The organism is Streptomyces sp. NPDC045899 (genome assembly GCF_056431485.1).
Map to the genome: position 1 here is coordinate 422,399 of NZ_JBWKKP010000002.1, position 24,809 is coordinate 447,207.

Annotated in this window: 18 protein-coding genes and 2 pseudogenes; 10 read left to right on the forward strand and 10 right to left on the reverse strand. The window is 72.3% G+C overall.

Annotation, left to right across the window (positions count from 1 at the left end; translation table 11 throughout):
• Positions 1-41: 41 nt before the first annotated feature.
• Together AC07FT_RS04495 and AC07FT_RS04500 are read right to left on the reverse strand one after the other, a co-directional pair.
• Entirely contained in the window at positions 42-1,955 is a 1,914-nt protein-coding gene (locus tag AC07FT_RS04495; protein WP_479173870.1) for a P-loop ATPase, Sll1717 family, read from the reverse strand.
• Between the two features lie 146 nt (positions 1,956-2,101).
• Positions 2,102-2,980 (reverse strand): SDR family NAD(P)-dependent oxidoreductase, encoded by an 879-nt coding sequence (locus AC07FT_RS04500; protein WP_479173871.1) that lies wholly within the window; start codon positions 2,978-2,980, stop codon positions 2,102-2,104.
• A gap of 101 nt (positions 2,981-3,081) precedes the next feature.
• Between AC07FT_RS04500 and AC07FT_RS04505 the strand changes: the two genes are divergently transcribed.
• From AC07FT_RS04505 to AC07FT_RS04525, 5 genes and pseudogenes are all read left to right on the forward strand, one after another.
• Positions 3,082-3,546 (forward strand): MarR family winged helix-turn-helix transcriptional regulator, encoded by a 465-nt coding sequence (locus tag AC07FT_RS04505; RefSeq protein WP_471203256.1) that lies wholly within the window; start codon positions 3,082-3,084, stop codon positions 3,544-3,546.
• Between the two features lie 613 nt (positions 3,547-4,159).
• Positions 4,160-5,053 (forward strand): annotated as a pseudogene (locus AC07FT_RS04510) (TetR/AcrR family transcriptional regulator); the annotation flags it as partial.
• Positions 5,054-5,384: 331 nt separating this feature from the next.
• Positions 5,385-6,272 (forward strand): beta-keto acid cleavage family enzyme, encoded by an 888-nt coding sequence (locus AC07FT_RS04515; protein WP_479173873.1) that lies wholly within the window; start codon positions 5,385-5,387, stop codon positions 6,270-6,272.
• Positions 6,273-6,329: 57 nt separating this feature from the next.
• A pseudogene (locus AC07FT_RS04520) lies at positions 6,330-7,289 on the forward strand (3-hydroxyacyl-CoA dehydrogenase NAD-binding domain-containing protein); the annotation flags it as partial.
• Between the two features lie 107 nt (positions 7,290-7,396).
• Entirely contained in the window at positions 7,397-7,870 is a 474-nt protein-coding gene (locus tag AC07FT_RS04525; protein WP_479173875.1) for a thioesterase family protein, read from the forward strand.
• 104 nt (positions 7,871-7,974) lie between these two features.
• Here AC07FT_RS04525 and AC07FT_RS04530 read toward each other — a convergent pair whose 3' ends face one another.
• Positions 7,975-8,367, reverse strand: a complete 393-nt coding sequence (locus tag AC07FT_RS04530) for a VOC family protein (protein ID WP_471203265.1) — start codon at positions 8,365-8,367, stop codon at positions 7,975-7,977.
• A gap of 174 nt (positions 8,368-8,541) precedes the next feature.
• On the opposite strand from AC07FT_RS04530, the gene AC07FT_RS04535 reads away from it, so the two are divergent.
• On the forward strand, positions 8,542-9,459 hold the full coding sequence (locus AC07FT_RS04535; protein WP_479173978.1) for a 1-aminocyclopropane-1-carboxylate deaminase/D-cysteine desulfhydrase: 918 nt from the start codon (positions 8,542-8,544) through the stop codon (positions 9,457-9,459).
• A gap of 248 nt (positions 9,460-9,707) precedes the next feature.
• Here the strand turns inward: AC07FT_RS04535 and AC07FT_RS04540 are convergent, their stop codons facing one another.
• Complete coding sequence (locus AC07FT_RS04540; protein ID WP_479173877.1) at positions 9,708-10,649, reverse strand: ATP-dependent DNA ligase; 942 nt, start codon at positions 10,647-10,649, stop codon at positions 9,708-9,710.
• On the reverse strand, positions 10,646-11,587 hold the full coding sequence (gene ligD / locus AC07FT_RS04545) for a non-homologous end-joining DNA ligase (RefSeq protein WP_479173879.1): 942 nt from the start codon (positions 11,585-11,587) through the stop codon (positions 10,646-10,648). The genes AC07FT_RS04540 and ligD overlap by 4 nt, the downstream gene beginning before the upstream one ends.
• Before the next feature lie 30 nt (positions 11,588-11,617).
• Here ligD and ku point away from each other — a divergent pair, with 30 nt between their 5' ends.
• The gene (gene ku / locus AC07FT_RS04550; RefSeq protein ID WP_479173880.1) at positions 11,618-12,709 is read left to right on the forward strand and encodes a non-homologous end joining protein Ku; all 1,092 of its coding nucleotides are present in this window, start codon (positions 11,618-11,620) and stop codon (positions 12,707-12,709) included.
• A 39-nt stretch (positions 12,710-12,748) separates the two neighbouring features.
• Here the strand turns inward: ku and AC07FT_RS04555 are convergent, their stop codons facing one another.
• Positions 12,749-13,567, reverse strand: coding sequence for an NmrA family NAD(P)-binding protein (locus tag AC07FT_RS04555; protein ID WP_479173881.1), 819 nt, complete (start codon positions 13,565-13,567; stop codon positions 12,749-12,751).
• A 164-nt stretch (positions 13,568-13,731) separates the two neighbouring features.
• On the opposite strand from AC07FT_RS04555, the gene AC07FT_RS04560 reads away from it, so the two are divergent.
• The 3 genes from AC07FT_RS04560 to otr(A) all read left to right on the forward strand — a co-directional run bounded on the left by AC07FT_RS04560 (position 13,732) and on the right by otr(A) (position 16,900).
• Positions 13,732-14,340 (forward strand): TetR/AcrR family transcriptional regulator, encoded by a 609-nt coding sequence (locus AC07FT_RS04560; protein WP_479173883.1) that lies wholly within the window; start codon positions 13,732-13,734, stop codon positions 14,338-14,340.
• Positions 14,341-14,350: 10 nt separating this feature from the next.
• A complete protein-coding gene (locus AC07FT_RS04565) occupies positions 14,351-14,782 on the forward strand; it encodes a LysR substrate-binding domain-containing protein (protein WP_479173980.1) in 432 nt (143 codons plus the stop codon).
• 150 nt (positions 14,783-14,932) lie between these two features.
• On the forward strand, positions 14,933-16,900 hold the full coding sequence (otr(A), locus tag AC07FT_RS04570; RefSeq protein ID WP_479173885.1) for a tetracycline resistance ribosomal protection protein Otr(A): 1,968 nt from the start codon (positions 14,933-14,935) through the stop codon (positions 16,898-16,900).
• Here otr(A) and AC07FT_RS04575 read toward each other — a convergent pair.
• The 4 genes from AC07FT_RS04575 to AC07FT_RS04590 all read right to left on the reverse strand — a co-directional run bounded on the left by AC07FT_RS04575 (position 16,897) and on the right by AC07FT_RS04590 (position 24,620).
• Entirely contained in the window at positions 16,897-19,674 is a 2,778-nt protein-coding gene (locus AC07FT_RS04575; RefSeq protein WP_479173887.1) for a beta strand repeat-containing protein, read from the reverse strand. The two genes, otr(A) and AC07FT_RS04575, sit on opposite strands and share 4 nt — an antisense overlap.
• A gap of 41 nt (positions 19,675-19,715) precedes the next feature.
• Entirely contained in the window at positions 19,716-20,468 is a 753-nt protein-coding gene (locus AC07FT_RS04580) for an IPT/TIG domain-containing protein (RefSeq protein ID WP_479173889.1), read from the reverse strand.
• Between the two features lie 322 nt (positions 20,469-20,790).
• A complete protein-coding gene (locus AC07FT_RS04585) occupies positions 20,791-22,608 on the reverse strand; it encodes an alkaline phosphatase family protein (RefSeq protein ID WP_479173890.1) in 1,818 nt (605 codons plus the stop codon).
• A gap of 113 nt (positions 22,609-22,721) precedes the next feature.
• Positions 22,722-24,620, reverse strand: coding sequence for an MFS transporter (locus AC07FT_RS04590; protein ID WP_479173892.1), 1,899 nt, complete (start codon positions 24,618-24,620; stop codon positions 22,722-22,724).
• Positions 24,621-24,809: the final 189 nt, after the last annotated feature.

The following is a 24,809-nucleotide window of genomic DNA, read 5'->3' on the forward strand; positions in this document are numbered from 1 at the left end:
CGGTCCGGGTCGTGCCTCAGATACCAGCTCCCTCGGGCGGTTCAGGTTCCCCCCGAGTCGCCCGAGCTTCCGTATGAGCCTCCCGCGAGCCGTCGCAGCCGACGCGACTCCTCGGTGAGGCGGTGCGCGACACCCCCGGAGCCCGCCGCTCCCTCCAGCCCGCTGTCCAGCAGTTGTGCGGCGAGACCGGTGAGGTAGTGGGCCGCGGTGAGGAGATGGTCGTCCGCGTCGACGGATCCGCCCCGTCCCGCGGACACCAACATGGCGTTGGCGTCGTACAGGACGCGCTGGATCTGCTGGACGATCTCGTCCCTGACGTCATCCGCCATCCCCACCGCACGGCCGGTCTGGCCGAGGGTCGAATGGCAGGCGCGGATGAGCTCGCCCAGCAGCCGGACCTCGCGGGTGACCATGGTGGTCCCCAGGGCCGCGGGGCTGATGTACCCCGTGGCGATGCGGCTGCGCGCCGAGGACGGTTCATAGCGGCGGAGGTCGATCGCGCTGGTCGCGCCGAGCGCGGCGCGGAAGCACGGATGGACGTGGAGCTCGGTCTCGTGCGGCTGCACCGGGAGGTCGTCGCCGCCCGCGAACACCACGTCGTTCCCGCGCCGCACCCCGAGGAAGCCCACCCCGTACAGGACGTCGATGACGCCGGAGGGGGTCAGCGCGTGCGCGTACGCCGGGAACAGCTCGTGGAGCGTCTCGGCCGCCGTCTCGAAACGGGCGTCGAAGGCAGCCCGGGTGACCACATAGCCGGTGTTCTGGAAGAGCGGGAAGAGGCGCTTGAGGAAGGGGTGGGCGACGAGGTACTCGAGGGAGAGGTCATTGAGCTTCCACGCGGAGAACTGGCGGGTCGCCTGGAGGACGTCGTCCTCCGTGATCCGGTCGCGGCCGTTCATCAGCCAGGCCGTCTCCTGGCAGAGGTTGAGGAACTGGATGGCGTCCCGGGGGCGGGGCAGACAGCGGTGGAAGAGGTAGGCCGCGGTCTCCTCACCGTCCACGGTCTCCGGGAAGAGCTCCCGCCACAGCCGCTCGGCGGTGAGTCCGGCTCCGGCCGAGGCGCGTGCGCGCGCCAGGGCGAGGTCGCGCAGGGCCTGGTCGGTCCAGGCGATCCGCAGTTCGTCGCCGTGGAACTTGTCGCCCTCCCCGAAGGACAGCGAGTCGTAGATGTCCGAGCGCAGGAACAGCAGGAACCGGATGGCGCGCCCGTAGAGCCCGGCCGCGTGCTTGGCCGCCAGCAGCAGGCCGATGACCATCGAGTTGCTGTCGGACTCCGCGGACCACACCTGCTCCAGCTGGTCGACCATCAGCAGCAGGGGTCCGTGGGCGCCGTCGCAGCCGAGGTCGGTGAGGACCCTGGCCACGCCCTGCTCCACGATCTCCAACTGCCGGGCGGCGCGGGCGCCTTCCGACGGGGAGGACGCCAGGTCGACAGCGGCCCTGATGCCGAACGCCTCCAGGGAGAGGGAGGTCTGGAGGCCCCGTGCTCCCCGCGCCAGCCGGTCGTCCAGCCGTCCGCTGTCGAGTTCGCCGTTCTGCTTCAGGAAGCGGGCCAGCGCCTTGACCGAGCGGGGTCTGTCGGCGTGCGTCCCCCTGGCGTGCGCGACCAGGTGGCGGGCCGCGTGCACGGCGAACACGTACCGCCAGATCAGCGCCTTGGCGGAATCGGCGGGGAGTCCCTGGAGCTCGAACCGGCGGATCTCCTCCCCCGCGGTTTCATCCGGGGTGACGAGGACCTTGCCGTCGGTGTGGACTCCGTCCGCCATCAGCTGCATGCAGATGGCGCTCTTACCGGATCCCTTCCGCCCGATGATCAGCATCTTCCGCCCGGTCACCGCCCCGCGGTAGGCGGCGGTGGGCAGGAAGGCCCCGCGTAACAGCAGTCCGTCGGTCACGTCCCGTTCGGCGTCCTCGCGCCCGAAGTGCAGGTCCGCGAGGAGCGGTCCGTCAGCCATCCCTACCAACCCCCTGGTGTCAGCCCGTCGATGAGCACGGGCCTGCCTGACCCACGGTATCCGTACGGACACTCATCAGGGTCACGAACGCCGGGGACACGGGCGTCCGGGGGTCAAGGGGGCCGCGTCGAGGCGGCGGGGAGCCGTCAGGCGATCCAGGTGCCGGTCAGCCCCTGCACCGCCGAGCCGTCGCCGTCCGCCAGCTTCGTGGCGGTGAAGGCACGGGCCCAGTCGGAGGTCTGGAGACGGAAGGCGGGGGCGTCGGCGGTGAGGGCCTCGAGGACGGTGCCGGCCGCTTCGGCCGGGGTCTGGGCGCCGTTGAGGAACTGGGCGGTGGTGCGCTCCAGGTAGGCGCGCAGGGTGGGGGCGTACGCGCCCGCGGCGGCGACCTCCGCCTCCAGGTCGAGGCTGATGTTGTTGACGAACTCGGTGGCCACCGCGCCCGGTTCGACGACCGAGACCGTGACGCCGAGGGCCCGCGCGACCGGGGCCAGGCTCTCCATGTAGCCCTCGACCGCGAACTTGGCGGCGCAGTACGCCTCGTTGAAGGGCTGGCCGATGACCCCGCCGACGCTGGTCACGGTGATCAGGCGGCCGCCGGTGGCGCGCAGGTGCGGGAGGGCGGCCTTGGAGAGGTGGAGGACGCCGAAGAAGTTGACCTCCATGACCTCACGGACATCGGCGACGGTCTCGTTCTCCAGGGTGCCCAGGTGACCCGCGCCGGCGTTGTTGACCACGGCGTCCAGACGGCCGTAGTCGGCGATCACGGCGTCGACCAGGGTGGTGGCGGCGGTCTCGTCGGTAACGTCGAGACGGCGGATGTCGAGCTCGACGCCCGCGGCCGAGGCCGCCTCGCGCAGGGCCCCGGCGCGGGACGGGTCACGGAGGGTGGCGACGGTACGCCAGCCGGCCTGGGCCGCGGCCACGGCGGCGGCCAGGCCGATACCGGAGGAGGTGCCGGTGATCACGACGACCTGGGAGCCGTCGGTGTGGTGGGAGCCGAGGGAGGGGGTGGAGGAGGACATGGGGGCCTTTCCTTGGGGGCGCTGACGCGACCCGTTTATGTGCGTGCACACACACTTTAAGCATTGTGTGCGCGCACACGCAACCCGGGTATGCTCGGGCCATGGCACAGCGCAAGCTCACCCAGGCGGAGATGCCCGTCGCGGACCACGCCTTCTACGGCCTGGTCTGGGCCGGGACCGTACTCACCGACCGTGTGGACCGCGCCCTGATCAAGGCACACGATCTGCCGGTCTCCTGGTTCGAGGTGATGCTCTGGCTCGCCTCCAGTCCCGATCCGGTCCCCGCCTCCGTACTCGGCAACAGCACGATGCTCAGCCGCAGCCAGGTCTCCCGGGTGATCGACGCCCTGCGGAACCGCGGGCTGGTCACGCGCACGCCCGCCGCGCACGACGCCCGCTCCGTGGAGATCAGCCTCACCCCCGAGGGCCGCACGCTCTTCGAGGAGGCCGACGCCACCCGCCGCGCCTGCCTCGCCCCGGTCTTCACCGACCTCCTCGACGAGGACGACCTCACGGCGCTCAGCCGGGTGTGGAGCAAGCTCAAGGAGAAGAAGGGCGAGGTCTGAGCGGACCGGCCACGCCGTACCGCGCGGCCGCGGGGAAAACGCCTGGAGGACGGCCTGCGGCGGATCTACGCTCGACCCCACGCCGCCGGCGAAATCCTCATGGGTCTGCCTCCCCTGCCGGGCCTCCTACAAGCAGCCAGGGGACTCCCGTCATCCGGAGCGGCGCTGTCCGCGCTGCGCGGAGCCGCTGATCCACGTCGGGGCCGCGTTCGCACCGCCCCCGCGCCGGGACACCGCGGGGTGGCGCACGCTCGCGCTGCTGCTCCGGGAAGGCATCCGCTTCCCCATGGGCTGCAGTTGCGGACCCGGCTACCGGCCACGCACCACGGCCGAGGTACGGGAGCGGATGGCGTACGCGCGGTACAGCGGTGAGCCGTTGGCCGTCGCGCTGCTGCGCGCCGAGGTGCCGTGGCCCGCGCCGAGCGGCACAGCGGGGCGGGGACGGAAGCGCCGGAAGCGGGGACGGTGAGGGGCGGACCCGATAGAACTGATCATTGAGTCAGTCGGGGTACGAACGGCCACCGACGTCAATTAGCTGGCATTCTTCTTCCCGGCACACATAGGCGACACTCGTCCATTGCGCTTATCTCAACACGTCCGTACGGTGACGGCCATGCAGGAGCAGTCCGGCGCCGAAGTGGCCGCACGCGTCCGCCGGGTGATCGACGAAGTCGGTTGCAGCCAGCGGGAGTTCGCGCGGCGGGTCGTGATGGACCCGTCCAAGCTGTCGCGCTCGCTCGGCGGCAGCCGCCGGTTCACCGTCGCCGAACTGGCCCGGATCGCCGACACCGGGAACGTGGACGCGGGATGGCTGCTGGGCACCGCCACGGCCGTCGAGTCCACCGGCCTCGTGGAGACGGCCCCGCCCGCCGGTACCGCCTCCACCGCGCGGCGGTCCGCCGTCGCGCCCGAGGGCGGACGGCCGTTGCAGATCGTGCGGGAGACGGTGCGGCTCATCGCCGAGCACGGGTTCCACGCCGTACGCGTCGCGGACATCGCCGCCGCCTGCGACACCAGCACCGCCGCCATCCACTACCACTTCCCCGGCCGCGCCGAACTGCTGGAGGCCGCGGTGCGCTGGTGCATGGACGAGGACACCGCGCGCCGCTCCGCCCGGATCGCGGACGCCGACGACGCGTACGAGGAGCTGCGGCAGCTGATCGCGCTCCAGGTGCCGTACACCGCGCAGCAGCGCGGACAGTGGCTGGTGTGGATGGACCTGTGGGCCGAGGCCGCGCGGTCCACGGCGATCGGACGGCTGCACGCCGACTTCTACCGGCAGTGGCGGCAGACCGTCGCCGAGGTCATCCGGCGCGGGATCGGGCAGGGCGTCTTCCGCGGTGTGGACCCGGAGTCCACGGCGGTCCGGCTGACCGCCCTGATGGACGGACTCGCCGCGCAGGTGCTGGCCGCAGCCCCCGGTGAGGGCGGTGCGGCGGGGGTCGGGATGACCGCCGAGGCCATGCACACGGCCTGTGTGGACTACGTGGACACCGAGTTGACCGCCGGTGCGGGTGCCGGGCGAGCCTACGGCACGGGTACGGGTGCCGGCGCCGGGTCCGCCCGCGGCACCGGTGCGGGGTCCGTCGCGGCCGCGCCCACCGGTGCCGCAGGCGCCACCGGTGAGCGGACCGCCACGGAGACCGAGGGCGCGGCCCGGGCCACGAAGGACATCAGGACCACCACCGGCCGGGGCACCGGTGCCGGAGCCGGCGGCGGCCCAGCCGCGTCCGCACCGCATGTATACGCCCCGGAGACATCCGAGCCGCACCACCACCCCGCCGACGGGCCCTAGGTTCCGGTTCCGGTTCCGCAGATTCGGAGTGATAGCCATGCCCATGAACGACAGCGTCATCATCACCTGCGCCCTCACCGGCGCCGGTGACACCGTGGGCCGCAGTCCCCATGTCCCCGTCACCCCCGCCCAGATCGCCCGGTCCGCCGCCGAGGCCGCCGAGGCCGGGGCCGCCGTGGTCCACATCCACGTCCGGGACCCCGGGACCGGCGCTCCCGCCCGCGATCCGCGGCTGTACCGCGAGGTCGTGGAGCGGGTGAAGGAGACCGGGACCGACGTGGTCATCAACCTCACCGCGGGCATGGGCGGTGACCTGGTCATCGACCCGGAGGAGCCGCTGCGGCAGCTTCCCGGTACGGATCTGGTGAGCGGGCTCGAGCGGCTGCCGCACGTCGAGGAGCTGCTGCCGGACATCTGCACCCTCGACTGCGGTTCGCTCAACTTCGGCGACGGCAGCAACCTCTACGTCTCCACGCCCGACATGCTGCGCACCGGCGCCCGGCGCATCCAGGAGCTCGGTGTGCGGCCCGAGTTGGAGATCTTCGACACCGGACAGCTGTGGTTCGCCAAGCAGCTGCTGGCCGAAGGGCTGCTCGACGACCCGACCGTCTTCCAGCTCTGCATGGGCATCCCGTGGGGCGCCCCGGCCGAACCCGGCGTCCTCAAGGCGATGGTCGACCTGCTGCCGGAGGGCGCGCAGTGGGCCAGCTTCGCGCTGGGCCGGATGCAGATGCCCTGGGTGGCGCAGTCGATCCTGCTCGGCGGCAACGTACGCGTCGGACTGGAGGACAACCTCTACCTCAGCCGCGGGGTCAAGGCCACCAACGGCCAGCTCGTGGAGCGCGCCGTCCAGATCACCGAGCTGCTCGGCGCCCGTGTCGCCACGCCCGATGAGGCGCGGCAGCGGCTGGGGCTCAAACCCCGCGGCTGAGCCACCGCCGGGCCACTCCCCCCACCCCCGTCCCCCATCGTGAGGAACCTCGCCCCCATGCCCCCTCCCCCCTGCCCGCCCGAGGACGTCCGGCGGGTCGCCTGCATCGGCGCCGGAGTCATCGGCGGCGGCTGGGTCGCCCACTTCCTGGCGCGCGGCTATGACGTCACCGCCTGGGATCCGGCCCCCGACGCCGAGGACCGGCTGCGCCGGCTGGTGACGGCCGCCTGGCCCGCGCTGGAACAGATCGGTCTCGCCGAGGGCGCCTCGGCCGACCGGCTGGCCTTCGCCCCGACGCTCGACGCGGCCGTGGCCGACGCGCAGTTCGTCCAGGAGAGCGCTCCCGAGAAGCTGGAGCTGAAGCGGCGGCTGCTGGCCGAGCTCGACACCGCGACGCCCGCGGGGGTGGTCATCGCGTCGTCCACCTCCGGCTATCCGATGACCGATATGCAGACGGAGGCCACCGACCCCGGCCGCCTCCTCGTCGGCCACCCCTTCAACCCGCCCTATCTCATCCCCCTCGTGGAGGTCGTGGGCGGGGAACGGACGGACACCGCGGCCGTCGACTGGGCCTCGCGCTTCTACGCGGTGGCCGGGAAGTCCGTGATCACCATGGAGCGGGAGCTGCCCGGCTTCATCGCCAACCGGCTCCAGGAGGCGCTGTGGCGGGAGGCCCTGCACATGGTGGCCAACGGCGAGGCGACGGTGCGGGAGATCGACGACTCGATCACCGAGGGGCCGGGGCTGCGGTGGGCCTTCATGGGCCCCTGTCTGACCTTCGCCCTCGCGGGCGGCGAGGGCGGGATGGCCCATATGCTCGACCATTTCGGGCCGTCGCTGAAGTCGCCCTGGACTCGGCTGGAAGCGCCGGAGCTGGACGAGGCGCTGCGTACGGCGATGGTCGAGGGCTGTGACGCGGCAGCCGAGGGCCGCGACATCGCCCAGCTCGTGGCCGAGCGCGACCAGGGCGTCATCAACGTACTGCGGGCCACCGGACGCCTTCCGGGGCGGCGCGGCGACGGCAGCACCACCGCCACCAGCACTACCGGCATTTCCAGCACCACCGACCCCAGCAGCCCGCTTCCGCGGCAGAGCACCATCCACACGCCCCAGGGAGGCGACTCATGAGCACCCCGCTCCCCGACTACCAGCAGACGGTCCGGCCCGAGTGGATCGACTACAACGGCCATATGAGCGAGGCGTTCTACGTCCTCGTCTTCGGCCACAGCACCGACGAGATGATGGTCGAGACCGGGCTCGACTCCAGCTATCGCGCCAGGACCGGCTGCTCGCTCTACACCGTGGAGTCGCATATCCGGTACGTGCGCGAGGTCGCCGAGGGCGCCGAGCTCACCATCCGCACGCGGGTGCTGGGCGTGGACGAGAAGAAGGTGCGGTTCTCGCACGAGATGCACGTGGGCGAGCCGGACGGGGCGCCGGTCGCCACGACCGAGCTGCTCTCCGTGCACACCGACCAGAAGGAGGGGCGCGCGACCCCCTTCCCGGACGACGTCCGGGAGCGGCTCGCGGCCCTGGTCGAGAGGGCACCGGAATGGGCCGGACGGGCCATCGGCCCCGTCCCGCGCGAGGCGGAGTGACCCGCCGACCCCGGCCGGCCCCGGCCGCCCCGCCCGGACGCCCCGGAACCGGCACCCCGCCGGGCCGGGGCGTCCGGCGCTCCGGGCGCCGCGGTCCCTGAACGTCAGGGGCAGCGGCTGGCCAGGACGCAGAACTCGTTCCCCTCGGGGTCGGTCAGCACGACCCAGCTCGCCTCTCCCTGGCCGACGTCGGCGTGCCGGGCGCCGAGGCCGAGCAGACGGCGGACCTCCTCGTCCTGCTCCCTGTCGGTGGGATTGACATCGATATGGAGCCTGTTCTTGACGGTCTTGCCCTCGGGCACCCGCGCGAAGGTCAGCGCCGGTGGCACCGGACCACCGCGCTCCCTGCCCTCGGGCACCAGAGGGGAGCCGATGGTGACGATGCCGTCCTCCTCGTCCTCGTCCCGCACCTCGTAACCGAGGACCGCGCACCAGAACCGGGCGAGGCCCCGGGGATCGGCACAGTCGATCGCGAGCTCGGTGAACTTGCTGGCCATTGCAGGACCTCCCAGTCGAGTCGGGCGCACCCCGGCCATCCTTCCCGGCCGCCCGGCGCAGCGCCCCGCCGGAAAGCCCGGCCTCACTCCACGCATTCAATCGAACGCCTGATCGGGCACGCAACCGCTGTGGACAACGCCCTGTGGACAACCGGTCCGTACACTTCCCCGGTGATGCCGACCCCCGTCCTCCCCTCCCCCCTGACGCCCCTCGACGACCCTGTCATGGCGCGCGCCGGTGTGGAGCTGAGGCTGAAGCGGGACGATCTCATCCATCCGCTGGTACCGGGCAACAAGTGGCGCAAGCTCACGCCCAATCTGCGGGCGGCCGTCGAGCACGGCCACACCCGGCTGCTCACCTTCGGCGGTGCGTACTCCAACCACCTCCGCGCGGTGGCCGCGGCCGGTGCCGCGTACGGGCTCTCCACCGTGGGGCTGGTCCGGGGCGACGAACTGGCCGACGCGCCGCGCAACTGGTCGCTGGCGCGGGCCGAGGCGCAGGGCATGGAGCTGGCGTTCCTGGACCGCACCGGCTACCGCGAGACCCTGCGCACCCTCGGCGACCCGGCCACCCGGGCCGAGCTGGAGGAGCGGTGGGGGCGCTGCTGGGTGCTGCCGGAGGGCGGTACGAACGTCCTGGCCGCGCGGGGCGCCGCGGAACTGCCCGCCGAGCTGCCGGACCTGGGCGGCCGCGACCTCCTGTGCTGCGCGGTGGGCACCGGCGGCACCCTCGCCGGGATCGCCGCCGGGCTCCCCGACGGCGCGCGGGCCCTGGGGGTCGCGGTGGTCCGGGGCGCCCGGTACCTGGACGACGAGGTGACACGGCTGCACACGGAGGGCTGGGGACGGACGTTCGCCAACTGGCGCATCGACCACGACCACCACGGGGGCGGTTACGGCCGGGTCCCCGCCGGGCTGGAAGCCTTCGCGGCGGGGTTCGAGGAACGGCACGGGATCGCGGTGGAGCGGCGGTACGTGGCCAAGATGCTGTGGTGCGTGTACGACGCGGCGGAGCGCCGGGCGCTCCCGCCCGGCACCCGTGTCACCGCCGTCATCACCGGCCCCCCGGACCCGGTCCCTTCGGACGGGTAGCCCGTCACCCGGGGACGGTGACGCCCGGACGCCGCGTCACGCCGCCGCGGGCCCCGGGCTCAGCCGATGCGCCGCCGCCAGGCGGCAAGGGGCAGCGGCCCGCGACACACGGGCCGCGAGGCAACGGCCGGCACCGACACGGTGGAGCGCCGGGCGTTCCGACCCGGCGGCGGGCGCCGCGTCGCGCGGGGTGCCGGTCCGTACTACGGCCTACGCGGCGTTGGGGCGGTGGGCGGCGCCCGGTGGTGTCACTCGCCGCCGCGCAGGCGGATCACCGTGGTCGCCGCGTGCCGCGTCCGGCTCTCCTGGCGGACCTCGACCGTGAGTTCCGGGGCGATCGGGCGGTAGGCGATACGGGTGCCGACCGTGTCGAGGGCGGTGGGGAGGTCGTCCGCCGGGGGCGGGGGGCCGGGTTCCGGCAGGTCGCGCAGGGCGACGGCGAGCTGGGCGCGGACCGCCGGGGACAGCGGGCTGGAGACCAGCGGGGCGTCGTCCCCCGGCAGCACCAGCGCCAGCGAGCGCGGGCGCAGCCGGGGCCCGACGACGCCCACGACCACCGCGTCCCGGGTCTCCGCATGCCGCACCTTCCGCCAGTGGCGGCCCACGCGGTAGGGCTCGTCGAGGCTTTTGACGACCAGCCCCTCGACCCCGATGGCCGTGAGCGACTCGTACCAGGTGGCGGCGAGTTCGGGGTCGGTGGTCATGGGGACGGCCTGGAGTGGTGGGCCGAGCGGTTCCAGGAGGGCCATCAGCCGGGCGCGGCGCTGTTCGTAGGGCAGCGGCCGCAGGTCCGCACCGGCCAGGGCCAGCAGGTCGAACGCCGCGTAGGAGGCGGGGAGTTCACGGGCGAGCCGGGCGGCGCGGGAGTCGGTGGCGGCGAAGGCGCGCTTCTGGACGGAGGCGAAGTCGGTGCGGCCGCCCGCCCACACCACCACCTCGCCGTCCAGGACGGTGCCGGGCGGCAGCGGCCGGGCGGCGGCCTCCAGGTCGGGGAAGGCGCGGGTGACGATACGGCCGGAGCGGGACTGCATTCGCACGGCGTCGTCCAGCCGGAAGATCACCAGCCGGTGGCCGTCGAACTTCGGTTCGTACGCCAGCCGCCGCCCCTCCGCGGGGAGGGGCAAGGAGGGAACGGGGCGGGCCAGGGCCACCTCCACCGGCGGCAGCAGCGGCGGCGCTGGGGAGGTCATCGGTCGTCACCCGCGGGCAGCGGACGGGCCTCGCCGGGGTCGAGGAGCGGGGCGAGCAGATCGCCGTGGCGGTCGAGACGGGAGGGGATGTCGTCGATCCGGAAGACCAGCGGCCCGGCCCCGCCGGAGCCGTCCGCGCCGTCCACCGCCGGCCCGGCCTCCGCCGTCCGGTCGATCTCGTCCCAGGTGACGGGGGTGGAGACGGTGGGTTCGGCGCGGGCACGGGCCGTATAGGGGGCGGCGGTGGTCTTGGCGGCCGCGTTCTGGCTGAAGTCGACGTACACCTTCCCGGTCCGCAGCGAGCGGGTCATCTTGCGGATGACCAGGCGGGGCAGGGCCGTGGCGGCCTCGGCGGCGAGCCGCCGGGCGTAGGCGGTGGCCTGCCGGGAGGGGGTCGGCTCCAGCGGGACCAGCAGGTGCAGCCCCTTGGAGCCGCTGGTCTTGGCGTAGGCGGTGAGCCCGTCGGCGCCCAGCCGCTCGCGCAGCCACAGGGCGACGGCGCAGCAGTCGACGATGGTCGCGGGCGGTCCGGGGTCGAGGTCGAACACGAGCCGGTCGGCGATGCCCTCGCCCGGGTCGATCCGCCACATGGGGGCGTGGAACTCGACGACCAGGTTGGCCGCCCACATCAGCGAGGGCAGGTCCTGGACGAGCACCTGGCGGGCGGTCTCGCCCTCGTGGCGGGTGACTTCGGCCGTCGTCACCCAGGGCGGGGTGCCGGGTGGCGGGTTCTTGGTGAAGAACATCTGGCCGTCGGGGCCGTCCGGGTAGCGCAGGAACGCCAGCGGCCGCCCGTGGAGGTGGCCGAGGAGCGCGTCGGCCACCGAGGCCAGGTAGTGCAGCAGCTCGCCCTTGGTGGTGCCGGTGGCCGGATGGATGACCTTGTCGAGGTTCTTGAGCGCGATCCGCCGCCCCTCCACCTCCGCGATCGGGGACATAGGATAAGAATCTCACGAAAGGGATCAAGCATGCGATCTATCTGGAATGGGAACATTTCCTTCGGTCTGGTGAGCATCCCGATCAAGATGTACCCGGCGACCGAGGACCACTCCGTCTCGTTCCGGCAGATCCACACCGCCGACGGCGGCCGCATCCGGTACCGCAAGATCTGTGAGCTGGAGGAGAAGCAGGTCGAGACGGGCGAGATCGGACGGGCGTACGAGGACGCCGACGGTGCGCTGATCCCGATCACCGACGAGGATCTGGCGGCCCTTCCGCTGCCCACCACCCGCTCGCTGGAGATCGAGGCGTTCGTCTCCGCCGCGGAGATCGATCCGCTGCAAATGGGTGACGCCTACTACCTGGGGGTCAACGGCACGGCCGCGGCCAAGCCGTACGCACTGCTGCGGGAGGCGCTCAGGCGCAGCGAGAAGGTGGCCATCGCCAAGTACGTACACCGCGGGCGGGAGCGGCTGGGGATGCTGCGGGTGGTGGGTGACGCCCTCGCGATGCACCGGCTGCTGTGGCCGGACGAGGTGCGGGACGCCACGGGGGTGGCACCCAAGGAGAAGGTGAAGGTCAGGCCCGCCGAACTGGACCTGGCCGACACCCTGATGGCGACGCTCGGCGAGGTGGATCTGAGTGAGCTGCACGACGAGTACCACGAGGCGCTGGAAGCCCTGGTGGCGGCGAAGGTCTCCGGGACCGCGCCCGTCGCCGGACCCGGTGAGGAACCCGGGGGCGCACAGGTCGTCGATCTGATGGCGGCCCTGAAGGACAGCGTCCGCAGTGCCCGGCAGGCGCGGGGCGAGGCGGCCGGCACGGAAGAGGCGGCCCAAGGAGGCGAGGAGGCGACCGTCACCGAGCTGCGCGGACGCAAGAAGGCAGCGGCGAAGAAGGCTCCCGCGGCCAAGCGGGGCGCCTCCTCGGCGGGCGGCAGGACGGCGAAGAAGACGGCGGCGGGGACGGCACAGAAGAAGACGGAGAAGAAGACGGGTTCGAAGAAGGCCGCGACCAGGACGACGGCGAAGGCGCCGACTGGGAAGTCGGCGAAGAAGACCACCGCCAAGACCACCGCGAAGAAGACCGGGACCAAGCGGGGCCCCCGGGCCGCGTCCTGAACACCCCCGCTCCGGCCCCGCCGCCGTCCGCCGCCCCCGTCAGCTGAAGTCGGCCTTGTGGTCCGCCGCCCACTGGGCGAACGTCCGCCCCGGGTGACCGGTGATCCGCTCGGTCTCCGGCGAGACCTCGGCCGGAACCCCGACCCCCGCCTCGAACATGTCCAGCAGGGAATCCGCGATCTCCGGGGTGGCGAAGCCCCGGAGCATCCCCTCGCGCACCACCTCGCGCGGCAGCTCCTCGTACCGCAGCGGCCGCCCGATGGCCTCGCCCACGATCCGCGCCTGTTCGGCGAAGCTCAGCGACTCGGGCCCGGTCAGCACCGGAGCCCGGCCGACGAGGTCGTCCCCGAGCAGCGCACGGGCGGCGATCTCGCCCATGTCGGCCTCGTGGATCGGCGCGGTCCGGCAGTCCGCGTAGGGGCCGTGGACGACGTCGCCGGACGTGATCTCGTCCGCCCACTGGAGCGAGTTCACCGCGAAGGCACCCGGCCGGATGAAGGTCCACTCCACGTCCAGGGCCTCGATCGCGAGCTCCAGATCGCGGTGGTGGGTGCCGATGGGGTTGCCGGGACCGGGGTCGAGGGCGGCGGACGAGGACAGCAGCACGATCCGCCGCACCCCCTGCTCCGTGGCGCGCCGGAGCAGCGCGTCCGCGCCGTTCCACGCCACGGCGGGGTTGAGGAAGAGCGCCTCGGCGCCGTCGAAGGGCAGGTCCTCGGTACGAGCCGCGGTGACGCCCGAGGGCAGCCGGGCGTTCTCCGGGTCGCGGGTCAGCGCGCGGACCTCCGCACCCGCCTCGGCCAGCTCCTTCACCACGTACCGGCCGACGTTCCCGGTGGCTCCGGTGACCACGATCATGACGAATCTCCTTGCTCGGGTGCTCCGTTGGGATGACGTTGATCCCGCACCGCTAGATTCAACCAACCGGATGAACTTGTCAAACATATAGATGGATGATTGTGTGACCACCACCGTTAGCCTGGTGCGGCCGGTCAGCCGACCCGTCCGGCCGAGCAGAGGAGATGAGCGAGATGCAGGGGACGCCGAAGAAGCCCCGTCGTGCCCCCGCGCCCGAGGAGCGCAAGCTGGACCCGGAGCGCTCCCGGCGGCTGCTGCTGGAGGCGGCCATGGACGAGTTCGCCGAGAAGGGGTACGCGGGGGCCCGCGTCCAGGACATCGCGGACCGCGCGGGCGTCAACAAACAGCTGATCAACTACCACTTCGGCGGCAAGGAGGGGCTCTACAAGGAGCTCGGCCGCGAATGGCTGCGGCGCGAGGCGGACTTCAACGACCCCGGACTCCCCTTCGACGAGCTCATCGTCCGCTATCTCCGGGAAGGGTTCGCCGACCCTCGGGGCAACCGTCTCAAGGCGTGGTCGGGACTGACCGGAGGCACGCCGGAGGATGAGCCCGAAGACCTCTCCGACATGCGGCGGCGCCAGGCGAACGGCGAGATCGGCGAGGACATCGACCCGGCCATGGCGATGCTGCTGTGCGTCTGCCTGGTCTCCGCGCCGCACACGATGCCGCACGCCGTACGCCAGCTCTTCGACGCCGACCCCGGGTCGTCGGAGTTCCGCGAGCACTACACCGAGCAACTGCGGCGGGTGGTGCGCCGTCTGGCGACCTGAGGCGCCGCGCATCGCCACCGGCCCGGTCACCCACACCTCGCCGATCGTGCTGATGATGTCCGCCGACCACCCCTACGCCGACCGCGCATCGGTATGCCTGGAGGACTACGGCGATCTGACCTTCGTATCCCACCGCTCGCCGATTCCGGCCTCCATGGAAGAGGTCTTCCAGCCCTTCCGCACCCCCTCGGGGCACCCCGTGGCCCGGGGACCCGAGATCGCCAACTGGGACGGCCAGCTGAAGGCGGCCGGCGCCGGGCAGTCCGTCTCCGCGGCCGCCGCCGAGGCCGCCCGCTTCTACGCATGGCCCGGCCTGGTCTATGTCCCCGTCCGCGACGCGGCGCCCGTCCGCTGGGCGTTCGCCTGGCTGACCGAGAACCGCAACCCTCTGGTCCGCGCTCTCGCCAGAACGACCGGCGGCAGCCGGCAGGACAGGGCCTAATTCGGTTGCGCCCCCGCACCACCGCGCCCAGGATGTCCGCGACCGGCATCGGTCCCTCATCCGTCACCCGACAGGAGCATGCGATGCGCCGATCCCTCGGAACGAACCAGCGCCCCCACCGGACGACCGTTCTCGAGGACATCAGCATCCATGCCCAGCTCTCCCCGGGTCTCGCGGACCCTGAACATCGGCGTGCTCGCACACGTCGACGCCGGTAAGACCAGCCTCACCGAGCGACTGCTGTACGACGCCGGGGTGATCGACCGGCTCGGCAGCGTCGACACCGGCGACACCCAGACCGACACCGGAACCATCGAGCGGCAGCGCGGGATCACCGTGCGCACCGCCGTCGCCTCCTTCACCACCGGCACCACCCAGATCAACCTCATCGACACCCCCGGACACTCCGACTTCATCGCCGAGGTCGAGCGGGCACTCGGAGTGCTGGACGGTGCCGTCCTGGTGCTGTCCGCCGTCGAGGGCGTCCAGGCGCAGACCCGGGTGCTGATGAAGACGCTGCGGCGGCTGCGGCTGCCCGTGCTGGTCTTCATCAACAAGATCGACCGCGCGGGCGCCCGGGACACCGCGCTGCTCGCGGACGTCCGGCGGAGCCTCGCCCCGCTGCTGGTCCCCCTGACGGCGGTCCGGCGGCCGGGCGCCCGGGACGCCCGGGTCCTCCCCCGCTCCCTCGACGACACCGCGGTACGCACCGAGGCCGCGGAGGTACTGGCGGAGACCGACGACACGATGCTCGCCCGGGTCGTCGACGGACCGCTCCCCTCCCCCGGCGAGGTGTGGACGGCGCTCACCGCCGCCACCGCGGCGGGCACCGTCCACCCGGTGTTCTTCGGCTCCGCGCTGAGCGGTGAGGGGGTCGGGGCCCTGACCGAGGGGATCGCCCGGCTCGTACCGGCCGCGCCCGGCGGCGAGGAACCGCGCGGGACGGTCTTCGCCGTCGAACGCGGAAGGGGTGGCAGGGGCGGTGGCCCCAGGACCGCCTATCTGCGGCTGTTCTCCGGTGAGGTGACCGCGCGCCGGCGGGTGACCCTGTACCGGCGCGAGGCGGGTGGCGGCCCGGTCCGCGAACTCACCGGGCAGATCACCTCGCTGGAGGTCGTCGGACGGGCCGGGGAGACACCCGGCCCGCTCACCGCCGGGAACATCGCCAAGGTCCGCGGGCTCTCCGGCGTCCGCGTCGGCGACCGGCTGGGCCCGCCCGGGGACCCGGAGGACACCGGTGACCACGACCGGCCGCACTTCGCCGCGCCCAGCCTCCAGACCGTCGTCCGCGCCCGTGAGGAGGGCTCCGCGGCGGCGGCCCGGCTGTACGGCGCGCTGCTCGATCTCGCCGACCAGGACCCGCTGATCCACACCCGGGCGCTGCCCGGCGGCGACACCTCGGTACTGCTCTACGGCGAGGTCCAGAAGGAGATCATCGCGGCCACGCTGGCCCAGGACTACGGTGTGGAGGCCGACTTCGAGCCCAGCCGCCCGGTGCTGGTCGAGCGGCCCGCGGGGGTCGGAGAGGCGTGCCACGAGATCGCCCGGTTCGACCACGACGGGCTGTGGGCCACGGTCGGGCTGCGGGTGGAACCGGCCCCCGTGGGCACCGGCGCCGTCTTCGCCTACGAGACCGAACTCGGCGCGCTGCCCCGCGCGTTCCACCACGCGATCGAGGAGACGGTGCACACCACACTGCTCCACGGCTTCCGCGGCCGTACGGTGACCGACTGCCGAGTGGTCCTGGTCCGCTCCGGATTCATCGGCCCGATGAGCACCGCCGCCGACTTCCGCGGTGTCACCCCCGGGGTGCTGCGCGAGGCCCTGGACCGGGCCGGGTGGCGGATCTACGAGCCGTACCACGCCTTCGAGTCGGAGGTTCCGGCGGACGCGCTCGCAGCGGTCACCGCCCACCTCTCCGCCGCCGGGGCGGACATCACGGAGAGCGTGGACGGTGACACGGGCTGGCTGGTCCGGGGTGAGATCCCGGCCCGCCGGGCGCACGGCGTCGAGCGGGCACTGCCCGGTCTGACGCACGGCACGGGAGTGTGGTGGTCCCGGCCGTGCGCCGACCGTCCGCGGTCCGCCACGCACCAGGGGCGGCTGCCGCGGCCCTAGATTCCGGGCCCGGAGACCCTGGTGTAGGTGACGGCATTACTGGTCCCGCCGGGCGAGGTCACCGTGATGGAGACCGGCCCGGGAGACCCGCCAGGGTCCGTCGCGGTGACCAGGCCGTCGGACACCACCGTGAAGGCGACGAGCGTGGAGCCGAAGAGCGCCCCGTTCGTCGCCGCCAGACCGGTTCCGAGCAGCGTGACCGTCGACCCCGGGGTGGTCGGTCCCTGGACGGGGATCACGGACGTCAGCACCGGCACCGGCACATAGGTGTACGGCACTCCGTTGCTCGTCCCGCCCGGTGTCACCACGGTGATCTGGACGGTGCCGGTCCCCGGCGGCGCGACCGCGCCGATCTGGGTCGCGGACACCACCGTGAACGACGTGGCGGGTGTCGAACCGAACAACACCGCCGTGGCGCCGAGGAACCCACTGCCCGTGAGGGTGACCGTCGTGCCGCCCGTGGTCGGCCCCTGGTTGGGGACGACGCTGGTGAGCGCGGGGATGGCCAGATAGATGTAGGTCACGCTGTTACTGGTGCCGCCCGGGGTGGTCACCGTCACCGGTACCGCCCCGGCGCTGCCGGGCGGGACGACGGCGGTGATCTGGGTGGACGAGACCACGGTGAACGAGACGGCCGGCTGGAAGCCGAACGTCACCGCGGTGGCCCCGGTGAACCCGGAACCCGTCAGCGTCACCGTGTTGCCGCCGTTGACCGAACCCTGGCTGGGCGAGATCGAGGTCAGCACGGGCGCGGAGGTGTAGGTGTAGCTCACCCCGTTGCTCGTGCCACCCGGCGTCGCCACCGTGATCTGGACCGTACCGGTCCCGGCTGGAGCGGTGACCGTGATCTGCGTCGGGGACACCACCGTGAAGGAATTGGCGGCGGTCGAACCGAACAGCACCGCCGTGGCCCCGGTGAACCCGGACCCGGTCAGGGTCACCGTGTTGCCCCCGGTGGCCGGACCCTGCGTCGGCGACACGGATGTCAGCACCGGAACGGAGGTGTAGGTGTAACCCACCCCGTTGCTGGTGCCACCCGGTGTCGTCACCGTGATCTGGACCGTGCCGGTGCCCGGGGGCGCGATGGCCACGACCTGGGTCGCGGACACCACGATGAACGACGTGGCCGGGGTGGACCCGAACATCACCGACGTGGCACCGGACAGCCCGGAGCCGGTCAGCGTGACGTTGTTCCCACCGCCCGCGGGGCCCTGATTGGGCACCGCCGAGACCAGTGACGGCACCGCGAGATAGGTGTAGGACACCCCGTTGCTGGTACCACCCGGAGTCACCACCGTGACCTGAACGGTGCCGGTGCCGGGCGGGGCGGTGGCCGTGATCTGGGTCGCCGAGTTGACCGTGAACGACGTGGCAGGCGTCGAACCGAACAACACCGCCGTCGCACCCGCGAACCCGGAACCCGTCAGGATCACCGTGTTGCCACCGGCGGGCGGACCCTGTGGCGGCGACACCGACGACAGCACCGGAGCGGAGGTGTACGAGTACCCCACCCCATTGCTCGTGCCACCCGGAGTGGTCACCGTGATCTGGACCGTGCCGGTGCCGGGCGGGGCAGTGGCCGTGATCTGGCTCGCCGAATTGACCGTGAACGACGTGGCAGGCGTCGAACCGAACAACACCGACGTCGCACCCGCGAACCCGGAACCCGTCAGGATCACCGTGTTGCCACCGGCGGGCGGACCCTGGTTCGGCGACACCGACGACAACGACGGCGCCACCACATAGCCGTACGACACCCCATTACTCGTCCCACCCGGCGTCACCACCGTGACCTGCACCGTGCCGGTGCCCGGGGGCGCGATGGCCACGACCTGGGTCGCGGACACCACGATGAACGACGTGGCCGGGGTGGACCCGAACATCACCGACGTGGCACCGGACAGCCCGGAGCCGGTCAGCGTGACGTTGTTCCCGCCGCTCGCGGGGCCCTGGTTGGGCACCGCCGAGGTCAGCGACGGCACCGCGACATAGGTGTAGGACACCCCGTTGCTGGTACCACCCGCTGTGACCACGGTGACCTGGACGGTACCGCTGCCCGGTGGAGCGACGGCGGTGATCTGGGTCGGCGAGACCACGGTGAACGACGTGGCGTTCGTCGAACCGAACCGCACGGCCGTGGCGCCGGAGAACCCGGAACCGGTGACGGTCACCGTGTTCCCGCCCGCGCCCGGGCCCTGGTTCGGCGACACCGAGGACACCGCCGGGGCGGGGAGGAAGGCGAAGGGCAGACCATTGCTGGTTCCGCCCGGGGTCGTCACCGTGACCAGGACCGTGCCACTGCCCGCGGGGGCGACGGCCACGATCTGGGTCGCCGAGACGACCAGGAACGAGGCGGCGTTGGTGGCGCCGAAGCGCACCGCCGTGGCCCCGGACAGGGACGTCCCCGTGATCGTGACCGCGGTCCCGCCGGCGGCGGGGCCCTGGGTCGGCGTCAGGGACGTCAGCACCGGCGCCGGGGACCCCACGAAGCTGAACGGCACACCATTGCTGGTGCCGTTCGGCGTGGTGACGGTGATCTGGACCGAACCGGTCCCCGGCGGGGAGACGACCGTGATCTGGGTCGCCGAGTTGACCGTGAACGAGGTGGCGATCGTGGCGCCGAACCGTACCGCGGTCGCCTGCTGGAAGTTGGTCCCGGTCAGTGTGACGAGGGTCCCGCCGCCGGGTGCACCGGCGGCGGGACTCACGGAGCTGATCACGGGAGGGGACGCCAGGGCCGCCGTGGGGCCGGTGTCCGCACCTGCAAAGGACATGCTCAACGTGCTTCTCCTTCGGCGGGTCGTCCCACTCGTGATCAGATGCCGGGACCGGCGAGGTAGGTGAACTGGGTCGGGGCAGTGGCGCTGCCCGCCGCGTTGGTGACGGTGACGTTGGCCGGACCGGGCTGCCCGTCCGCCGTGGGCGGCGTCACCGCGGACACGGTGGTGGAGTTGACGACGGTGAACGGCGCGGCGATCCCGCCGAAGGTGACCGACTGGGTGGTGCCGAAGTTGGTGCCGGTGATGGTCACCGCGGTGCCACCGCTGGCCGGACCCGAGGTCGGGGCGAAACCGGTGACGGTCGGCACGTCCACGTAGGTGTACGTCAGACCGTTGTTGCTGCCGCCCGCGGTGGTCACGGTCACCGGAACCGAACCGGCCACGGCGCCCGCGGGGACCGCGACGGTGAGGGTGCTGTCGGACACCACGGTGGGCGTGGCGTTGTTGGCGCCGAAGGACACCGTGGTCGCGGTGGACAGCCCGGTGCCGCTGAGGGTGATGGTGTTGCCACCGACCAGCGGGCCGGAACTGGCGCTCAGGGACGCCTTGAAGGGGGCACCCACGTAGAAGAACTGGAGCGGGTTGCTGGTGCCGCCCGGCGTGGTCACGGTCACGTCGACCACCCCGGTACCGGAGGGCGAGGTGACGGTGACCGAGGTGGGGGTGTTGGCGGTGATGGTGGCCAGCTTGCCACCGAAGCGCACGGCGGTGGCTCCGGCGAGATTGGTCCCGGTGATGGTGACCGTGGTACCGCCACCGGTGGATCCCTGGTTCGGTGAGATGGGCATGACGGTGTCTCCTCGAAGACGGCGTCCGGGGGACGCGGTGCCGAAGGGGATGGGTGACTGACTGCCCGCTCGTCGTGCACCTGGCGCCCGGGACCGACGAGGGATGCGGCGGCCGTCCCCTCGCCGGCATCACCGGCGGGGACCTGCCGCGCACATTCAGTAATCCATCTGACGTAGTCCGCGACAAGAAGGGTGACGGTACGTCACCCGAATGGCCGGGCGCGCGACGCGCGGAGCCCGTCGCGCCGGGTGCTCCGGGTCCGTCGCACCGCCTCTGGTCACCGCCGTCGCGCCCTACCCCGTGGACAACACCCCACCGGGGTCACTTCTTCGAGGGCTTCTCCGAAGGCTTGGCGGACGGCTTGGGGGACGGCTTGGGGGTGCCGTCCGGTCCGTAGGCACGCAGGAAGCGGTCGCGGAAGGAACTCATCTTCCACACCGGAGCCTTCGCACCGGGCTTCAGACCGTCATCCCAGTGCCAGTCGGAGATCCGGTCCAGCACCTTCTTGTCATGGGCGACGATCGCCACCGGTACGTCCCGGCTGGCGTTCTCACCGCTGACCCGGGCCAGCGGCTGGTGGTCGCCGAGGAAGACCAGCACGGTGTTCTTGCTGCCGTACTTCAGCACGTAGTCGATGAGGCTGTTGACCGAGTACTGCACCGAACGCCCGTACTCCGTACGCACCTTGGTGGAGTCGGTGAACACGTCCTTGGGGTCCTCGCCCGCCTTCTCGATGGAGTCGTAGACCGAGCCGTCGCCGACCTCGCTCCAGGGCACGGTCCTGGGGATGGGCGCCCAGGGCTGGTGGCTGGAGGTCAGGATGATCTCCGACATCAGCGGCTTGTCGTGCTTCCTGCCGTGCTCCAGCCGCTCGAAGGCGCTCAGCGCGTACTGGTCGGGCATGGTGGACCAGCTGAACTTGGGCCCCTGGTAGCCCATCTCACGCGAGTCGTAGACGTGGTCGAGGCCGTAGAACCGGGCCTCCGGCCAGCCCTTGGTGACCCCCGGCATGATGCCGACGGTCCGCCAGGCACCGGTGCGCTTGAAGGCGCGGGTCAGGCTGAGGTGGTCGCCCGCGGTGACGGTGCGGTAGCGGCTCTGGTTGTCGATCCACAGACCGGAGAGGAAGGTGGAGTGGCCCAGCCAGCTGCTGCCGCCGTAGGTCGCGGAAGTGAGCCAGCCGCTCTTGGACGCGAAGCCCGCCTCGCGCAGCCGCTCGGTCTGCCGGTCGAGCACCTTGCCCACGCCGGGGGCGATCAGCGGGTCCTCGATGGCCGCGCGGCCGTAGCTCTCGATGAAGGTGAAGATGACGTCCTTGCCGCGCAGCCCGGTCAGCAGCTGGTCACCCGGGGTGCTGCCATAGGCGTCGACCTTGGCCTCCTTGGCGAACTTCCGCTCGTCCTCCAGGGTCTTGTTCACCCGCTCCGCGCGGTCCTGGACGCGCGCGACCGTGGTGCGGGACGCGAACGCCTGGCCCCCCGCGGACTGCACCCCGAACGCCGCGCAGACCACCCACACGGTGCCGAGCACCAGGGTGCCCCGGGTCGCCACGGCGCTGTTGCGGGCCATGACGGTGCTGAGCCGGACGACCGCCAGCGCCATCAGGACGACCACCAGGGCGGCGAGCACCACCGCGCCGATCGAGACGGCGGTGGCGGTCGTCGGACCGAGCGAGTCCTTCATGTACGACTGGGCGTCATCCAGCAGGATCCAGTCCAGCACCACGTTGAAGCCGCGGCCGAGGAACTCGTTGAAGCCGATGTCCAGGGCGTTCAGGATGGTCAGCGCTCCGAGGACCGCGCCGCCCAGCGCCGCCACCACCCGCCGGGGCAGTGGCGGCAGGAGCAGCAGCAGCGCCGCTCCGAAGATCGCCTCCACGGGTATCCGCAGGAAGGTCTCGACGGTGAGCGCGGACAGCGTGGTGGGCATCAGCAGGGCGAGGAACACCAGCGCGGCCGAGAGGCCGGTGACCGTCCAGGCCACGGCCTTCGCCACGGCCGGGTACCGCCGCCGCCAGCCGCCGGGCCCCGTCCGCCGCGGCCGGACACCGCCGGTGTCCGCCGCGGCGCCGTCCGGGCCGGCGGAGGTCGTCTCGTCGGGCGTGGGCCGCTGACGAGAGCGCGAGAAGAGCGGCAGCATGCCGAAGGTCCTTCCGTGCGGAGCCCGGTGGTGGCACGGCGGACCAGGCACGGGAGGTCGGGCCGCCATCATCCGTTACGGCCCGGCGGCGGTCCGCGTTCAATCCCCCGGCGTTACGGAACCATCTCGTCCGGACAGGGCGTGCCACGCGGGAGCTGGTACTTGCCCGCTATCCGGTACGTACCGGCGCGCGGGGCGTGCAGCACGGTCCACTCGTCCTCCGGCTGCCCCTCCTCCACATGCTGGACCTGCTTGGTCAGACAGCCCTGGCGGTTCACCGGGAGCCTGTCGTCGCTCTCCGCCTTCGGGGCGTGGACGCTCTTCCCGTCCTTGTCCACCAGGCCGAGCCACGGCGAGTACGGCACGCGGATCAGCACCGGGCCCCGGGCACGCACCTTGAGCACCAGCTGTTCGGCACCCGCGTGCTCCACGGTGGCCGGCGGCTCGGCGATCGGGGTGGGGTCCTTGACCTCGTACAGCTTCCAGTTGTCGTCGGACCAGACCTTCCGCAGATAGGGCAGGTCGGTGGCGAGGAGCTCGGCCTCCTCCTCGGCGGCGGTGTCCGGGTCGTCGGCGGGCAGCACCACGTAGTGCACGGCCCAGCGCTTGAGCCACCCGTGGTAGCTGGCCGCGTTCAGGGTGTCGTCGTAGAAGAGCGGGTTGCGGTCCAGGTCCCGCTGGCGGTTCCAGCCGCGGGCGAGGTTGACGTACGGGGCGAGCGCGGAGGACTCGCGATGGCTGCGTACCGGGACCACCTCGACCCGGCCCCGGTCGGCCTTCTCCCGCTTCAGCGCGTCGACCAGCGGCGCCAGCTCACGGGCCCAGGACGCGGAGGGGGTGGTGTGGATGATGTCGTCGGCGGTCTTGACCCCCTGCCAGACGGTGACCGTGGTCAGGGCGAGCACCAGGGCCGTCCACCGGCGCCCGGAGGCGGTGGAGCGCAGCTCGGCCCGGGGCGGCCTGCGCAGCGACGGCAGCATCGCGATCAGCACCACACCGCCGAAGATCATGCCGAGCCGGGAGATGTTGGTGCCGATCTGCGAGGGGATCAGCCAGGTGAGCACCACGGCCAGGGAATAGAGCCCGGCACCGACCCGGACCGTCGTCCAGGCCTTGGGCGCGCACAGACAGACCGTGGCGCCCGTGATGAAGGGGAGTATCACCGAGCCGATGCCCATCGGCTGCTCGCCGGAGAACGGGAACAGCCAGGCGGACAGGCCCACCACGACGGCCGGGGTGATCCCGAGCGCGTACGCCGCGGGACGCCGCTTGGTCAGCCACAGCGCGGCGGCCACGAACCCCACGAACAGCCCGGCCACCGGGCTGGACATGGTCGACAGCGCGGCCAGCGCCGCGGCCAGCAGGAACCGTCCGGTCCGGTGGTGCCAGCGGCGGGAGCGCCACTTCGCGGGCCAGGCGAAGATCACGGCCACCGCCGCGAGTCCGAACATGGCTCCGAGGCCGAAGGTCACACGGCCCGAGATGGCGTTGCAGGTGAGCGCGAACGCTCCGTACAGGGTCGGCCACATCGGCCGCCGCACGACACGGCTGCGCACCAGCAGCAGGGCCAGCAGCCCCGCCGACAGCGTCCCGGCGATCATCATCGTGGAGCGGACGCCGAAGACCGCCATCAGATACGGAGAGATGACGCTGTACGACACCGGGTGCATCCCGCCGTACCAGGCCAGGTTGTACGCCGAGTCGGGATGCTGGAGCGCGAACTCCGCCCACGCGTCCTGCGCGGCGAGGTCACCGCCGCTGTTCGCGAGCAGCGCCACCCACATCAGGTGCAGCAGCGCCGCGACGGCCAGGGCCGCGGGCACCGGATGACGCAGGGCCCGCCAGGCGCGCCCGAACGGTCCTCTCCCGTCGGGGCCCCGGCTTCCGTCTGCGGCCCCCGCCGGGCCGTCCGGCTCGGCCGGCCAGCGCTGCGCGGGTACGCGTATTCGCGAGGCGGTGCTCTCCTCCGAGCTCCCGCCTTTGTCGGCCCGTGTCGGATCCACGGTGGTCACTGTGGCTCTCCCCGTCTTCCCCCGAAGTCTGCCCCCATCGTCTGTCAACCCTGTACCGGCATCCCCGGGTTCGCCACGGGCGGGTACAGGCCGGGGACGGAGCGACGCTAGCACGCGTGGCGCGCGGCGAACCGTTTCGGGCCCCGGCGCGCTTCCCGCGCCGGGGCCACTCCGCTGCCTCCGGACCGG